Annotated in this window: 11 protein-coding genes and 1 tRNA gene; 5 read left to right on the top strand and 7 right to left on the bottom strand. The window is 33.9% G+C overall.

Features of this window, described 5'->3' with window-relative positions; all coding sequences use genetic code 11:
• Positions 1–38: 38 nt before the first annotated feature.
• Together nusA and rimP are read right to left on the bottom strand one after the other, a co-directional pair.
• The gene (gene nusA, locus LX95_RS06955) at positions 39–1271 is read right to left on the bottom strand and encodes a transcription termination factor NusA (RefSeq protein WP_111540718.1); all 1233 of its coding nucleotides are present in this window, start codon (positions 1269–1271) and stop codon (positions 39–41) included.
• A 12-nt stretch (positions 1272–1283) separates the two neighbouring features.
• Entirely contained in the window at positions 1284–1745 is a 462-nt protein-coding gene (rimP, locus tag LX95_RS06960) for a ribosome assembly cofactor RimP (RefSeq protein ID WP_111540818.1), read from the bottom strand.
• A 164-nt stretch (positions 1746–1909) separates the two neighbouring features.
• Here rimP and LX95_RS06965 point away from each other — a divergent pair, with 164 nt between their 5' ends.
• Positions 1910–2743 (top strand): universal stress protein, encoded by an 834-nt coding sequence (locus LX95_RS06965; RefSeq protein ID WP_111540719.1) that lies wholly within the window; start codon positions 1910–1912, stop codon positions 2741–2743.
• On the opposite strand, the gene LX95_RS06970 is transcribed toward LX95_RS06965, so the two are convergent.
• Positions 2736–4244, bottom strand: a complete 1509-nt coding sequence (locus LX95_RS06970; protein WP_111540720.1) for an AsmA family protein — start codon at positions 4242–4244, stop codon at positions 2736–2738. The two genes, LX95_RS06965 and LX95_RS06970, sit on opposite strands and share 8 nt — an antisense overlap.
• A gap of 409 nt (positions 4245–4653) precedes the next feature.
• On the opposite strand from LX95_RS06970, the gene LX95_RS06980 reads away from it, so the two are divergent.
• Positions 4654–5271, top strand: a complete 618-nt coding sequence (locus tag LX95_RS06980; RefSeq protein WP_111540722.1) for a metallophosphatase domain-containing protein — start codon at positions 4654–4656, stop codon at positions 5269–5271.
• 49 nt (positions 5272–5320) lie between these two features.
• Here LX95_RS06980 and LX95_RS06985 read toward each other — a convergent pair.
• Positions 5321–5393, bottom strand: a tRNA-Gln gene (locus LX95_RS06985).
• Positions 5394–5552: 159 nt separating this feature from the next.
• Here LX95_RS06985 and LX95_RS06990 point away from each other — a divergent pair.
• The gene (locus tag LX95_RS06990) at positions 5553–8870 is read left to right on the top strand and encodes a protein O-mannosyl-transferase family (RefSeq protein ID WP_111540723.1); all 3318 of its coding nucleotides are present in this window, start codon (positions 5553–5555) and stop codon (positions 8868–8870) included.
• A gap of 4 nt (positions 8871–8874) precedes the next feature.
• Positions 8875–9501 (top strand): polysaccharide deacetylase family protein, encoded by a 627-nt coding sequence (locus LX95_RS06995; RefSeq protein WP_111540724.1) that lies wholly within the window; start codon positions 8875–8877, stop codon positions 9499–9501.
• On the opposite strand, the gene LX95_RS07000 is transcribed toward LX95_RS06995, so the two are convergent.
• From LX95_RS07000 to LX95_RS07010, 3 genes are all read right to left on the bottom strand, one after another.
• The gene (locus LX95_RS07000; RefSeq protein WP_111540725.1) at positions 9498–9791 is read right to left on the bottom strand and encodes a thioredoxin family protein; all 294 of its coding nucleotides are present in this window, start codon (positions 9789–9791) and stop codon (positions 9498–9500) included. The two genes, LX95_RS06995 and LX95_RS07000, sit on opposite strands and share 4 nt — an antisense overlap.
• A 79-nt stretch (positions 9792–9870) precedes the next feature.
• On the bottom strand, positions 9871–11367 hold the full coding sequence (locus LX95_RS07005) for a hypothetical protein (protein WP_146240757.1): 1497 nt from the start codon (positions 11365–11367) through the stop codon (positions 9871–9873).
• Positions 11368–11445: 78 nt separating this feature from the next.
• A complete protein-coding gene (locus LX95_RS07010; protein ID WP_111540727.1) occupies positions 11446–12666 on the bottom strand; it encodes a metallophosphoesterase in 1221 nt (406 codons plus the stop codon).
• Positions 12667–12901: 235 nt separating this feature from the next.
• Here LX95_RS07010 and polA point away from each other — a divergent pair, with 235 nt between their 5' ends.
• Complete coding sequence (polA, locus tag LX95_RS07015; RefSeq protein ID WP_111540728.1) at positions 12902–15748, top strand: DNA polymerase I; 2847 nt, start codon at positions 12902–12904, stop codon at positions 15746–15748.
• Positions 15749–15888: the final 140 nt, after the last annotated feature.

Below are 15888 nucleotides of genomic sequence, written 5' to 3' on the forward strand. Positions count from 1 at the left end.
TTATTCTTATTATATGATTAAAATTTTTTAAAAAAAAATTAATCTTCAAATTCTTCTTTTAAGACCCTAATTACATTTTGAATGGTTTCTTCTTCAAGGTCTGTTATTTTGACTAAATCTTCTACATCTTTCTCCAAGACGCTTTTAGCCGTATCTAATCCTATTCTAGATAATTCTGCAATTACCCAATCTTCAATTTCGTCTGTAAATTCAGACAATTCAACATCTTCTTCTCCTCCTTCTCTATAAACATCAATCTCATAGCCTGTTAACTGGCCAGCCAAACGAATGTTATGACCACCTCTACCAATAGCTTTAGAAACTTCTTCAGGCTTTAACATTACCTGAGCGGTTTTCTTTTCTTCATCTATTTTAATAGAAGTAACTCTTGCAGGACTTAACGCTCTAGTAATCAACAATTGATTATTAGTTGTAAAATTAATTACATCAATATTTTCATTTCCTAGTTCACGAACAATACCGTGAATACGAGAACCTTTCATTCCCACACATGCTCCAACAGGGTCAATTCTATCATCATAAGAATCTACCGCTACTTTAGCTTTTTCTCCAGGAACCCTAACTACTTTCTTTACAGTAATCAATCCGTCGAAAACTTCTGGGATTTCTTGCTCAAATAATTTTTCTAAGAAAACAGGAGCCGTTCTTGATAAAATAATAATTGGCTTATTCCCTTTTAATTCTACACTTTCAATCACTCCTCTTACATTCTCACCTTTACGGAAAAAATCTGAAGGAATCTGTCTATCTTTAGGCATTACCAGTTCGTTACCCTCATCATCTAACAAAATTACGGTTCTATGACGAATATGATGAACTTCTGCGGTATAAATCTCACCTTCTAAGTCCTTAAACTGCTTATAGATATTCGTATTATCGTGCTCATGTATTTTAGAAATTAGATTTTGTCTTAAAGCTAAAATAGCTCTACGACCTAAATCTATCAATTTCACTTCTTCAGAAACATCTTCATCTACTTCAAAATCCGGCTCAATCTTTCTAGCAGCTGTAAGTGAGATTTCTTTGTTGTCATCTTCAACCTCTCCATCTGCTACTACAACTCTATTTCTCCATATCTCTAAATCTCCTTTATCAGGATTGATAATAATATCAAAATTATCGTCTTCCCCAAATCTTTTCTTTAGAGCATTTCTAAAAACATCCTCTAAAATCGCCATTAAAGTTACACGATCTATTAATTTATCATCCTTAAACTCCGAAAAAGAGTTAATCAAATCGATATTCTCCATATCTAATTTCTGTTAAAACGTTATCATCACTTTTGCTTCTACAATATCGGAATAAGGTATTACAGCTTCTTTTTTCACTGTTATTTTTCCTTTTCCCACAGGCTTAGGTTCTCTAGCCTTCCAACGGAGTGTAATTTCTTCTTCGTTAGCATCTTCTAAATTGGCTTCTATAGCCTCCTCCTTTAATTTCACCGCTAACTTTCTTCCAATATTTTTCTTAAACTGCCTCGGAATTAACAAAGGCGCAGCTACTCCAGCAGAGGTCACTTCTAAAGAAAAATCTTCTTCTTCTCGGTCTAAATTATGCTCAATAGCCCGACTAACATCAATACAATCATTCACAGAGACACCTTTATCCCCATCTATAACCACAAAAATCTGGTTATCACTCTTAATTTCAAAGTCTATCAAAAACAAGCTTTCATTTTCATCTAAAGCTTTGTCTAGCAATTCTTTAACTAACTCTTTCTGCATTAAAATATTTATAAAAAGAGGGGACTGTATGTCCCCTCTATCAATTATTTTTTCTTTCCACTGCAAATATAGTAATATTTTCTTACATAATAAATTAGATGTCCAATGAAATTATTTGTAACTTTATTATACTAGATTAATTAACAAAAATAAACTATCTAAAAATGAAAAAAATTCTTGTTCCTACAGATTTTTCTGAACAAGCAGAAAGTGCATTAAAAGTTGCTGCACAATTTGCAAAAAAACACAACAGCGAAATCTATCTTTTACATATGCTAGAACTTCCTACACAACTTATAGATCCCGCAACTTCTGGTAGCGGAAACCAAATTCCCGAGTCTATATACTTTATGAAGCTCGCTCATAAACGTTTTGAAGAAGTTTTATCTAAAGATTACCTTAACGGAATTAAAGTTTACGAAGCGGTTCAATTTCAAGAAGCCTTTGATGGAATTATGGAATTCACCAAAGATAATAATGTAGACATGGTAGTCATGGGTTCTCACGGTGCCAGCGGAATGAAAGAAGTATTCATTGGATCTAACACAGAAAAAGTAGTTAGAAATTCAGATATACCTGTTCTCGTAATTAAGGACGACATTATGGTTTCTGACGTGAAAAATATGGTGTACGCCACCGATTTAATGGAAAAAAACAAAGATTCATTTATAGAGGCTGTTCAATTTTGCAATATGCTAAATGCAAAAATGCACGTGGTTTACATTAACACCTCTAATAAATTTAAAACCGACGATTATTTAGAAGAAAAATCTACAGCTCTTCTTAGCGGTGTAGACACAAGCAACTTGAGCTTTGAAGTTTATGGAGCCGAATCTGTTGAAAAAGGGATTTTAAAATACGCTTCTAAAAAGAATGCAGATTTAATTGGTGTTAGCACCCACGGAAGAAAAGGCCTTGCTCATTTCCTTAACGGAAGTATAAGCGAAGACTTAGTAAATCATGCCAAAAGACCCGTGGTTACTTTTAGAATTAAATAAATACTTTTTTCAAACCAGCTTCGAGACAAGACCAAAAATAATTCCAAAAAGATTTGGTCTTGTCTCTTTTAACTTCCCCAACATTTTTAGAAATACCCCCATTCTTAGAAGAGTTCTTCACCACTATATTTGCCAAAAAACTAAGCACCTTATTTTTTCTTTCGCGATCTTTCTTTAAAACGTGCAATTTAAATTTCTCATAATCTAATTTAATATCTCCCGAAGCTCGATTACGATCACCGCTAAAATTATAATACACCTCATCAACACCTCCTTCTGCTTCCATATTAAATGCAGGTCTAAAGAAAGAATTAATAGATGTATCTGGAATTTGGTAACCAGAACCTTGTACTGTAAATCGATCTAAAGTGTCATTTACTTGGAAATTCCAATTAAAATCTAACTTAGATTTTCCCATAAACTGGGTACTAATCTTAACATTGGTCATTGGGAAATCTTCTCGATCTAAGTCTAAATTAGTAATATTTGTTATCCCAGAGTTGAACTCATCAAAAAATATTGTCGCTGCTGGTCCTGGTTTTTTTAATTGTTCCCCATAAGCCAAATAGCCTGAAGATATGTTTAAAGAATCTATTTTTATTCCAAAATCTAAACCTCTTAACATTTTACTGTACATATCCTTCTTTCTCACATCATCCTTAACCGTCTTATCTCTAAAAATTTCAAAATTCAATTTCTTGATCTCTATCAATGGAGTCGAAAAGCTCTTTTTGTCTTTTAAATTCAACGTATAGTCAAGAATCGATAACTCATCAATCTTTAAATCCATCCAATCTTTCTCATAAGGAATATGCTCAATGTACCTATCCTTACTATGCTTAGGAGCCATATGTAAATTCCGTAAAGAAATATTTTTTTCTGATACAGACACTTTATCAACATTTAATTCTTGCAAATCATTCAGATCAAAAAATAAATTGTCTCCTTCTAATTTATAATCCTCATAAGTAAATGGGACTTTGCCGTTTCTAGAGTCTTTGCTGGAAAAAATTTCATGTATCCCAAAATTAAAGTTGGATACTCGTATTTTTTCAATACTGTCTTTTTTCAAGATAAAATTTCCATTATCTATCTCAAATTTTTGAACAAGAACTTCTTTTTCGAATTTTTTACTATTATTTTGAGAAGCCGACTTTACCGAATCTGTTTTTGTATGAAGAAATATATCTGGCTCATCAAAAAACACTTTTTTCACCTTTACCTGATTATCAACCAATAAAGCATAATAAGAGAAACTAGCAACTTTTAAACGAGGAACACTAAGATGAGATTCATTCTTATCACTTTTCCATTTAATATTTGCAAAATCTACGCTTCCGCGGAAAAGATTAAGCCCTAAATCTTCGTATGTAACTACACCCTCTGCGATTGGCTTTTCTAGAGCGGTTTCTATTTTATTTTTTACAAAAAAGTGCGTGGCGATATACCCGACAATTAGTAAAACTCCTACTGCAGATACAATCTTTAAAAATGTTTTCAAATTAATTTTGTTTTGAAAATGAAAGTAAGTTTTAATATTTATCTATCTAACTTATTGTAAAAGATTTAACGAAAATATTCTAAATATTAGCCAATCGTTAAATTTAAATTAATTGTATTTTTTTTACAAAAATGAATGAAGCTCCCGCTTTATATTTGCAACATAATCTTATGTAAAAAAATGATACTCAAACTAATCTTCTCAGCCTTTTTTCTAATTGCAGAAATTGCACTTGGGATTTATAGCTTTTTACATACAGACAGTCTTCTTGTTAAGTTTTTATTTTTTCTTCTAACCACCCTTATTGTCTGCATACTTATAATGCAAGCCACAAAAATCGCACTTCCCATAGATGAGGAACAAGCTGAAAAAGTTCTTGATTAGAATTTAATTTGTTTATCATTACAGCATGAAATTAATTTGCATTGCTGACACCCATACCAGAGAAAGCCTACTAAATATTCCAGATGGAGATATTCTTATACACGCAGGAGACTTTTCTGAGGTAGGCACTTTTCGCGAAACTAAGGCTTTTCTATCGTGGTTTTCTAATCAAAATCATGCTCATAAAATTTTAGTTCCTGGTAACCATGATTTCTATCTTGAGAAAGAACGTTACGAAAAATTAAAACCTTACTTAGAAAACGTACACATCTTAATCAATGAATCTCTAATTATAAATGACTATCATTTCTGGGGTTCACCAAACACATCTTTAGGAGAAAGATGGGCATTTGGACTAAAAGTAGATCAAATTGAAAATCATTGGGAAAAAATTCCGCGTAAAGCGAATATAATAATCACCCACAATCCACCTTACGACATTTTAGATCATACAAAAAATAAACATGCAGGATGTCCCTATTTAAGAAGACAAATAGAGCATTTACAACCCGACTACCACATCTTCGGACACGCTCACGATAATTACGGGAAAATTAAATTAGGAAAGACTACTTACATTAACGCTACGTCTTTTGATGATAAGTACATTACACCAAACAAACCAATAATTATAAACCTGTAAGGCTTATAAATGAAAAAACCCAATCTCTATAAGAAATTGGGTTTTTTTGTTGGCCCACTAGGGCTCGAACCTAGACTCTTCTGTACCAAAAACAGACGTGTTGCCAGTTACACCATGGGCCAGCATTGTAATGCGAGTGCAAATTTAAAAGAAACTTTCGTTATACCAAACAAAAATAAAAATTTTTTTAAAAAAAATATTTTTATCCTTTGTACGTTCTCTTCTCATTCGGCATTTATTCTTAAATTCGCCAAATTGCTAGACATTATTATTCATTAAGTATGAGAGACTTTAACTTTAGTAAGTGGAATAAAATAATGGGATGGTTCGTTTTTGCCATTGCCTTAATCACTTATATGCTAACTGTAGAACCTACTGCCAGTTTTTGGGATGCAGGGGAATATATTGCTACATCAGCAAAATTACAAGTAGGACATCCACCAGGAGCGCCTTTATTTCAGATGACAGGAGCGTTCTTTTCTACTTTTGCATCAGATGCAGATCAAGTGGCACTTATGGTGAATATGGTATCGGTTTTTTCTAGCGCCTTTACTATATTATTTATGTTTTGGTCTATTAGCTTATTGGTAAGAAAAATTGCAGGTCACGAAGAAACCCTATCCGCTTCTAAAAAAGTAGCTGTTTTAGGAAGTGCTTTAGTCGGCTCATTAGCATTTACATTTACAGACAGTTTCTGGTTTAGCGCCGTAGAAGCCGAAGTGTATGCTATGGCCAGTTTCTTAATGGCCATTTTATTTTATGTAGGATTACTTTGGGACAGAGATATGTTTAAACCTCGCGGTAATCGCTGGCTTATTCTTATTGCTTTTATTATTGGTTTATCATTTGGAGTTCATTTTATGGCTCTTCTTACCATCCCAGCAATTGGGTTTTTATACTACTTTAAAAATGTAGAAAAGGTAACCGTAAAGAATTTCATCATAGCAAATGTAGTCGTCGTGGCTATTTTAATGTTTATTTTTAAGCTTTTACTTCCTTATTCACTAACCTTTTTCGCTGAAGCGGAAGTATTTTTTGTGAATACTTTTGGTTTACCTTTTAATTCGGGGACAATCATCGCTGCTATCGTATTAATAGCGCTTTTTTACTTTGGGTTAACGTTTACACGGAAAAAAGACTACATCCATGCCAATACTTTAATCCTTTGCACCTTATTTATTTTTATAGGCTTTTCTTCTTGGGTAATGCTTCCTATACGTGCAAATGCAGGAACTGTAATTAATGAAAACAGTCCAGACAATGCTAGAGAACTCTTAGCATATTACAACCGAGAGCAATATCCTGAAACAAAATTATTTTACGGTCCTCAATTTACCGATCTTTTTGGAGGTTTAGATGAAGATCAACCGTACATAGATGATAAACCAAAATATGAAGAAGATGAAGCTGCTGGAAAATATATCATTGTAAACGATTGGAAAAACTCCAAACAAAACTCTAGTGATGAGCATAAAACGTTTTTACCTAGAATGTGGAGTACAGAGCATATGGCTAACTATATGCAGTTTACAGGTCCTATAGAATTTTCAATTTTACCAGAATATCAACAAGAAGACCAATTAGTTTCTACAGTTAATCAATTTAAAAAAGAATATGCTTTAGGAAAGCTTACCAACGAAGACTACATTAGTTTTTTAGAACAATTTGGAGCTTATCTTAAGGTAGAAAAACCTTCTACAGCCTCTAACTTTCAGTATTTATTTCAGTTTCAAATGGGATATATGTATTGGAGGTATTTTATGTGGAATTTCACAGGAAGACAAGACGATATTCAAGGAAAGTATGATGACCTTCACGGAAATTGGCTTAGCGGAATCGATTTTATAGACGAGATTAGACTCGGCTCTCAAGATAATCTACCTAGTGACGTTAAAAATAACAAAGGGAGAAATACCTATTTCTTCCTGCCTCTAATTTTAGGCTTAATCGGATTATTATTTCAGTCAAAAAGAGATGTAAAAACCTTCTGGGTTCTATTAGTTTTCTTTCTATTTACAGGAATAGCCCTTAAAATATACCTCAACGAAAGACCTTTTGAACCTCGTGAAAGGGATTACGCCTTGGTAGGATCATTCTACGTTTTCGCCATTTGGATTGGTTTTGGTGTGTATGCCCTTATTGATAAATTAAAACAATACGCCTCTCCAAAAATCATAGCTCCAGTAGTAAGTGTTATTTGTTTAATCGCCGTTCCCGGAATTTTACTTTCACAAAACTACGACGATCACGACCGCTCTGGAAAATACACTGCTAGATCTATGGCAAAAATGTATCTCGACTCAGTAGATGAAAACGGGATTTTATTTACCATTGGGGATAACGACACATTTGCGCTTTGGTATGCTCAAGAAATAGAAGGTTACCGAACCGATGTTCGTGTGATTAACACCAGCCTATTTGCTACAGATTGGTATATTGATCAAATGAAAAGAGCTGCTTATGAAAGTAAAGCCGTAAAAACCATTTTTGAACACGAAGATTATCTTTACGGAAAAAATGATTACCTAAGGTATATGGAAGATCCTCGTGTAGGTGACACTTTATTAATCACCGATTGGTTAAAATACATTAAGAGCGACCACCCTAGTACACAGGCAGAATTACAAAATGGACAAACCATTAGTGTATTCCCTACTAAAACCATAAGAGTTCCTGTAAATGCAACAAACGCCGTTAAAAGCGGTATTGTAAAACCAGAAGAAAAAGATAAAATCGTTCCTTATATCGACATTCAACTCGAAGGAAATGCTATATACAAGAATCGTTTATTAATGTTAGATGTTTTAGCTAATGTAGATTGGAAACGTCCTATTTATTTCACTGGAGGAAGTTTTGGTAACGATGATTATCTATGGATGAAGGATTACCTACAATTAGACGGTGTTTGCTATAAGTTGGTTCCTATTCAAACTCCTATAAACCCTAGAGATCCATATACTATGGGTAGAATTGATACCGATAAAATGTACTCTATCGTTAAAGACTGGGAATGGGGTAACAGCGGAAGCGATGATATTTATTACGACCCTGAAACCCGCAAAAACTCTATTACTTATAGAAGCAACTTAGCACGTTTGGTAGAGAATCTTTTAAAAGAGAAAGACTCGGTTAGAGCTAAAGAAATTCTAGATTTAGGAATGGAAAAAATGCCTTTAGAAAAATATGGGTATTATCCGCTTATAGAACCTTTTATTGATGGTTACTATCAAATTGGTGAAAAAGAAAAAGCGAGAGATATATGGAATAAGATTGCTGAAAAATATCAGGAAAACATCAATTATTACAGTCAGTTATCATTAGAAAGACAATACAACATTGGCGATGAAATTATCACAGATATTGAACGCTACAGAAGCTTAATTGATCTTCTAGTTCTTAATCAAGATGAAGAATTGGTAAAAGAGAAAGCTGATGAGTTTAATAGTTATCTTAAAAAGTTTAAACATTTTTATAGGGATGATGAGAATTATGATGTTGAGGAAGATTTACCTTTACAAAACACTCCTAACCTAAAAAATGAACTTAAACAAGATCAAACTTTATTACAAGATACTTTAGTAAATTCTCCGTCATTATAAATCCATGGCGGAGTTAATTTCCCTTATCGGAAAAAAACTTTACCCACAAAGAGTTTGGCATCGCTCTAGAGAGGAGAAAGTCATTTACCTCACATTTGACGATGGTCCAATCCCTGAAGTTACTCCGTGGGTATTAGATCTTCTCCAACAGTTTAAAGCGAAAGCTACGTTTTTTTGCATCGGCGAAAATATTGAAAAACATCCAGAAGTATTTAAGTCGGTCATTAAAAACAAACACCGAATAGGAAACCACACCCTTCAACATATAAACGGCTGGAACACCCGTAAATCGAATTACCTACAACAAATTCTTAGCACACAAAAAATCATAGATAGTTACGTCTCAAATTCCGCGAAAGCATTATTTAGACCTCCTTACGGAAAAACAACCTCATCACAAGCTCAAGAGATTTTAAAAGACTATAAGATCGTTATGTGGGATGTTTTAAGCAAAGATTATGATCAAGATCTAAGCAAAGAAAACTGTTGGAAAAGGGTTCTTAAAAGCACCAAAAACGGAAGTGTTTTAGTTTTTCACGATAGCTTAAAAGCAGAAAAAAACCTTAGGCATGTTTTACCTAAGGTTCTAATGTATTATAGTAAGTTGGGATATAAATTTGATACCCTCTAGATATGTTTTTCTACTACTGAAATTAAAGAATCTGCATTTTGCTCACCGCTATGTCGCCACAACATTTCTCCGTTTTTATACAGTATATAAGTGGGCACTTCCGAAATTCTTAAAGCTTCAACTAAAGATTTATTTTTTTCTACCTCTATTTTGATCACTTTTACTTTTTCACCCAAAGTGGCAGCTACATCTTTTAAAATAAGACGAGAAGCTTCTTCTCCACTTTCTACCGGATGAAAATTCAATAAAACTGGCTTTTCTGAATCTATTAATTCTCCAAATTTTGACATAGGGTCATTTTTTAAAAAATAAAAATAGAGAAGCAGTCGTTAATCACCAAATAATTAGGAGTTTGTTAAGAGATTAGAATTACTCTAGAGTTAAACTTACAGAATACACTCTAATATTATTTCTTGCAGTCCCAGTAGCGGAAATGAATTGTCCATAAATCCTAACATAATCCCCTGGATCTAAAGTTACTTTTCCTCCCAAAGGTATTGCCCTTACTAATTCATCACCATCTGCCCCTACCTCACTGTAAACTTCAGTACCTAATGGAACGCCAAGATCAGTACCGCTACTATCAAATCTTCTAATAAAAAAAACGTGTACAGTTTCTACTCCACTGTTACTAGTATTGGTTGACTGATAAGACAAGTTTCCCGAAATACTAAATGTTCTAGTTTCTTTTCCCTCATACTTCAACACATTGTTACCCACTGTAACTGTAGAAGTAGAATTGGAAAACCTAAACATCTGTCCTGGATCTATAGAAGCATTTATAGGTGTAGCTGAAGCTATGCTAAACGAAGGATTTGTAGTTGTAGAGTTTCTTGTAATATAAATATTACCTGAAGCATTATCATCATCTTCCCTAGGAATACCAATACAATCAACAGCCCAATCATTTGTAAAGTTAAACCCTGTATAGGTTCCTGTTCCCGTGTAAGAATCAACATAATCTCCAGTTCCACTAAACACGACACTTTTTAGAGTTCCATTGCTTACCGTAGGATTAGAACTAACATCTAAACCCGTTGCACCCGAACCTACCGTTGTAAAACCACTTACTTTTTGAATAAACCCAAAAGTTCCTGTAAAAGTTTCATAAGAGCCTCCATTACTTGGCTGCCACCCCATATTATTTAAAAGCAAATTACCAATATCTGTATAAGTAATCCCATCAGAATTAGCTATATATTGGACCACATTAAAGAAAACTAATCCATAGCCTCCAACTATACCTACAGAACTAAAACCATTAACTACTACACTTTGGGCAATTAGGCTATTTGTAGAAGAAGCTGTAAGATTAAATAAGCTACCACTGTTTGAATTATTAAATGTTATATTCCTAAAACTTGCATTGGCAGAACCCGTAAATAATGCACTATTACCTGTATAATTTAAAACATCTTCATTAGTGTCTTTCCCTATTAAGTAAGCCCCATTTACATCAATAGATTGACTAAGGGTAATAGTACCATTTACTTCATAAAGGGTATTTTCATCTAAGGTAATCGTACCACCTTGACCTCCACCAGGAAAATCTTCTACACTCTTAACTATAACGTAATTATCTCTAGTTTTTACATCTGTTAACAAGAGCACCCAATTTGGGGTTGTTGGAGTACCTTGATTAAAGTAATAACCTTCTAAGTCAGTATCATAAACTAATAAAGAGTGAGCAGGCTCTACAATTGCATTTTTTTGTGCAGTTGTCATCCTAGGAATTAGAACTCCTCGCTCGTCATTCACAATATCCAATGCTGCACTAGCATCAGGATCTGTAGTATTGATTCCTACTTGGGAAAAACCAAAAGAAAAGGAAACAATTATTAATAAAATGGATAGTAAAATTTTCATCATATAAATTATAGGGGGTTATACCGTAAAAGTATATAATTTATAGATTAAAAGCAATTTTTAACGCCTAAGTGTATATTAAGCTCTTCTTTTCCTTAATTTTATCACGGTAATCTCTGGCCATATTCCTACTCTACCCGGGTACCCTAAAAAACCAAAGCCTCTATTAACGTTTATATATCGACCCAATTCTTCATAAATTCCAGCCCAATTTTCGTAACGATATTTTATAGGACTCCACTTTATCCAACCAGGAATTTCTATTCCAAACTGCATTCCGTGAGTATGTCCGCTAAGGGTAAGTTGATAATGCTTAGGATCAGATTTAATTTTTTCTTGCCAATAAGAAGGATCGTGACTCAGTAATATTTTAAAATCTTCTTTAGTTAAATCTGCTGCGGCTTTATCTAGATCTCCGTGTTTTACAAAACCACCTTTCCCCCAATTCTCTACACCAACTAAATAAATTTTTTGCTCTCCCCTATTTATAGATACGTTCTCATTTAAGAGCAACCTCCAACCCATATTTTTTTGGACTTCTTTTAAACGATTTAAATTGTTTTCTTTTTCTAAAGTATTAGCCCAATCTACATAATCTCCATAATCATGATTTCCTAAAACCGAAAACACACCATCTTTAGCCTTTAAAGTGGAGAACAAATCACTCCATTCATCCATTTCGCTAGCTAGATTATTCACCAAATCCCCTGTAAAGAATATAGCGTCACTCTGTTGTTCGTTAATTAAATCTACAGCGTAAGATATTTTATTATGATTGTCAAAACTACCGCTATGCACATCACTAATTTGAGTGATTTGATAACCGTCAAATGCTTCAGGTAAATCATCAAACTCTAAGTTATAGCTCAACACTCTAAAGTTGTATTTTCCTTTAAACATTCCGTAAAGCAAAGAGGCAAATGGAATGGCTGCAATACCCAATGCTAATGTTCCTACAAATTTTCGCCGAGAAGGTAAATGAAAAGATTCTTTAGCTGTAAAAAACTTACTATAGGTTGCCGATAATAACCGACCAATATCTTCCCCAAACATAAAAATCACTAAAATTAACTCTGCCGAGAGCATCGCTAATAAAAATCCGAATGCGTAACTTTTAGGCTGAGTTAAGACTCGTCCTTCTCCTGGTTGCAACCATTGGTAAATAAAATTCCCTAATATTAGAACCACCAACCCAATAAATAAATATTGTATCCAATTGGTTTTAAAGACGGTTTTTACCGCTTGAAAACTATAAAAACTTAATACAATATATATGACCACAAAAATAACCCAACGCATATTTCTAAATTTAGCGCTGCAAAACTACACAAACCAAGCTCCTTAAGATGTTATTTTTGTATTATTTAACTCAAATTACAGTAATTATATAGTACGCTTTCGCGGAATAAAATACACCATCATCTACATTTATTTAAGTCTGATAAATAGAAAGCTTAAAAGATTTAAGCGTTCAATGAATGATAAAAACTTGTAGATTTGATAACTTTACACTTCCATTTTCAATATCAATTTCATGGCCAATCAAAAAAGACTTTTTTTACTAGACGCATATGCTTTAATCTTTCGCGGATATTACGCATTAATCAAGAATCCTAGAATTAACTCCAAAGGGCAAGATACCTCTGCCATAATGGGGTTTACCAATTCACTTTTTGATGTCATTAAAAGAGAAAATCCAGACCATTTAGCCGTTTGTTTTGATAAAGGCGGAAGCGTTGCAAGAACCGAAATGTTCGAAGAATACAAAGCTAATAGAGATGAAACGCCACAAGCCATAAGAGATGCCATCCCATTTATTAAGAAAATTCTTACTGGAATGCATATTCCTTGTATCGAATTGGAAGGATTAGAAGCCGATGACATTATAGGAACTCTAGCTAAACAGGCCGAAAAGGAAAATTACCAAGTATTTATGGTAACGCCCGATAAAGATTTTGGGCAATTGGTTTCTGAAAATATTTTTATGTACCGCCCCGCAAGAATGGGAAATGCCATTGAGATTTGGGGAATCCCAGAAATTCAGAAGAGGTTTGGGGTTGAACGCCCAGAGCAAGTGATCGATTATTTAGGAATGATGGGAGATGCTTCAGATAACATTCCTGGTTTACCTGGTGTAGGTGATAAAACTGCTAAAAAATTTATCGCTCAGTTTGATAGTATGGAAGGCTTACTTTCTAACACCGATCAGTTAAAAGGGAAGATGAAAGAAAAGGTGATAGAAAATGCTGAGTTAGGCCGACTTTCGCGAAAGCTTGCCACTATTTTTACTGACTGTGATGTAAAATTTAACGAAGAAGAATACGAGCTTTCTAAACCCAATGTAGAAGAAGTTGTTGAAATTTTTAAAGAATTAGAATTTAGAAGACTTACCGAGCAATTTATAAAAATGTTTAATGAAGGTGGAGAATCTGGAGGAGGATTAACGACCCCTACAGCCGTCGCCGAAAAGAAAAAAGCATCTGCTCCCACTGCTGGCGCAGGACAGTTTTCATTGTTTGGCAACGACACTTCTCAAGAAGACGTTTCCGCAAAGAGCTTTAGCGGTTACCAAAACTTAGAAAACACGCCACATATATATCAATTGGTAGAACCAGGAATGGCCACCCAATTATTTATTAAAAAACTTTTACAACAAACCTCGGTTTGTTTTGATACCGAAACGACTTCGCTTAACACCTTCGAAGCCGAATTGGTTGGAATTGCGTTTAGCTGGGAAAAAGGAAAAGGATACTATTTACCGATTCCAGAAGATCAAGAAGAAGCGAAGACTATTTTAGAACCTTTAAAAGAATTTTTCAGTAATACCAATATTCAAAAAATAGGTCAGAATTTAAAATACGACATCAAAGTATTGGCTAATTACGATCTTGAAGTGGCCGAACCTCTTTTTGATACTATGTTAGCGCACTATGTCATCAATCCAGATATGCGTCATAATATGGATGTATTGGCAGAAACTTACCTTAATTATTCACCAAAACCTATTGTAGACCTTATCGGAAAAAAAGGGAAGAATCAAAAAAGTATGCGCAGTGTCGCTATAGAAGATCAAAAGGAATACGCTGTAGAAGACGCCGATATTACCTATCAATTAAAAGAGTTTTTTGATAAGGAGTTAAAAGACACCAACACCCAAAAACTTTATAATGAAATTGAATTGCCTTTACTTAAAGTTTTGGCTGAAATGGAATTAGAAGGCGTTCATGTTAACCGAGATTTTCTTAAGAACCTTTCTGATGCTTTAGAGAAAGATATCTTAAGCCTAGAAAAAACAATTTATGAGGAGGCCGGAGAAGAATTTAATATTGGTTCTCCAAAACAGTTGGGAGATATCCTTTTCGGAAAACTTGAATTGGTAGAGAAACCCAAGAAAACTAAAACCGGACAGTATTCTACCGCAGAAGATGTGCTTTCTTACTTAGCCGATGAACACCAAATTATTAAAGATGTGCTCGCTTGGCGCGGATTGGTTAAATTAAAGAATACTTATGTAGATGCTTTACCACATCAAATAGAAGAAAAAACAGGAAGAATTCATACCGACTATATGCAAACGGTTGCTGCAACCGGAAGATTGAGTTCTAATAATCCTAACCTTCAAAATATTCCTATTAGAACAGAACGTGGACGTGAAGTAAGAAAAGCATTTATTCCTCGGGATGAAAATCACATTTTACTAGCTGCCGATTATTCGCAGATAGAATTAAGGATTATTGCTGCATTGAGCGAAGAAGAAACGATGATCAATGCTTTTCAAAATGGAGAAGATATCCACGCTTCAACAGCGGCAAAAGTATTTAATGTTCCTATTGAAGAAGTTACTAGAGAACAAAGAAGCAATGCGAAAACAGTCAACTTTGGGATCATTTATGGTGTTTCTGCATTCGGATTAAGCAATCAAACCGATTTAACTCGAAGTGAATCTAAAGAACTCATTGAAACCTATTATAAAACTTACCCTAAACTTAGAGACTATATAGACGATCAAGTGCATTTTGCTCGAGAAAACGGTTATGTAGAAACGGTTTTAGGAAGAAGACGTTATCTAAAAGACATTAATGCGAAAAATAATGTGGTAAGAAGTGCTGCCGAAAGAAATGCCGTGAACGCTCCCATACAAGGAAGTGCTGCCGACATTATAAAAATGGCAATGATTAATATTCAGCGAAAGCTAAAAGACAAGCAATTTAAATCTAAAATGTTACTTCAGGTTCATGATGAATTGATTTTTGATGTATTAAAAGAAGAATTAGAAGATTTAAAAGCACTCATTAAACATGAAATGGAAAATGCTTTTAAACTAGAAGTACCTTTAGATGTAGAAATTGGTGTGGGTGAGAATTGGCTAGAAGCTCATTAGATTTAGTATTCAGCTATCAACATTGTTGTCATTCTAAAGTTATTCAGAATCTCATCTTTTTAGCTCTACTTAGAACATAAAGTCAAATTCTCTGTTAAGCACGGAATGATAAGAATTAACGTCGGAAAAATTAAAAAATC

The organism is Mesonia algae, from assembly GCF_003253545.1.
Classification (GTDB): Bacteria; Bacteroidota; Bacteroidia; order Flavobacteriales; family Flavobacteriaceae; genus Mesonia; species Mesonia algae.

Bases quoted from the DNA above. Each gene is read 5' to 3' on its own strand.
- LX95_RS07000 (WP_111540725.1), bottom strand. From the start codon at position 9,791: ATGTCAAAATTTGGAGAATTAATAGATTCAGAAAAGCCAGTTTTATTG.
- LX95_RS06965 (WP_111540719.1), top strand. From the start codon at position 1,910: ATGAAAAAAATTCTTGTTCCTACAGATTTTTCTGAACAAGCAGAAAGT.
- LX95_RS07010 (WP_111540727.1), bottom strand. From the start codon at position 12,666: ATGCGTTGGGTTATTTTTGTGGTCATATATATTGTATTAAGTTTTTAT.
- polA (WP_111540728.1), top strand. From the start codon at position 12,902: ATGGCCAATCAAAAAAGACTTTTTTTACTAGACGCATATGCTTTAATC.
- LX95_RS06995 (WP_111540724.1), top strand. From the start codon at position 8,875: ATGGCGGAGTTAATTTCCCTTATCGGAAAAAAACTTTACCCACAAAGA.
- LX95_RS07005 (WP_146240757.1), bottom strand. From the start codon at position 11,367: ATGAAAATTTTACTATCCATTTTATTAATAATTGTTTCCTTTTCTTTT.
- nusA (WP_111540718.1), bottom strand. From the start codon at position 1,271: ATGGAGAATATCGATTTGATTAACTCTTTTTCGGAGTTTAAGGATGAT.
- rimP (WP_111540818.1), bottom strand. From the start codon at position 1,745: ATGCAGAAAGAGTTAGTTAAAGAATTGCTAGACAAAGCTTTAGATGAA.
- LX95_RS06980 (WP_111540722.1), top strand. From the start codon at position 4,654: ATGAAATTAATTTGCATTGCTGACACCCATACCAGAGAAAGCCTACTA.
- LX95_RS06990 (WP_111540723.1), top strand. From the start codon at position 5,553: ATGAGAGACTTTAACTTTAGTAAGTGGAATAAAATAATGGGATGGTTC.